Annotated in this window: 1 pseudogene; it reads right to left on the bottom strand. The window is 66.5% G+C overall.

Features of this window, described 5'->3' with window-relative positions:
* Nucleotides 1–355 (bottom strand): annotated as a pseudogene (locus JHD07_RS33825) (hypothetical protein); the annotation flags it as partial.

Below are 355 nucleotides of genomic sequence, written 5' to 3' on the forward strand. Positions count from 1 at the left end.
GCCAGGACCAGGTCCGATCCGGGACAACGGCGCCGGCTCATGCAAGAGCGTGATCGGGCGCACGCCCACATCCTCGGCCCGATCCGGATCGAGACCCTCGCCATGCGCGAGCGCGCCGACGGTGATCACATTCAATGCGCCGGCGGGTTCGAAGAATCGATTGGCGTCCTCCAGAAGATAGCGCGGATATTCGGTCACCGCCTGTTCCAGACGATTGCCGCCTCGCGGGCTGCGGTTTCCGGAGGAGACGATGATGACGACGTCGAGCTCACGCGCCAGTTCATCGAGCGTGGCCGCCCACGTCCCCACCTTTCCGCCATCGAAAACGCGTCGGCGGTCGGCCAGGGCCACGACG

It is taken from the genome of Bradyrhizobium sp., from assembly GCF_016462955.1.
In the GTDB taxonomy this organism is placed as follows: domain Bacteria; phylum Pseudomonadota; class Alphaproteobacteria; order Rhizobiales; family Xanthobacteraceae; genus Bradyrhizobium.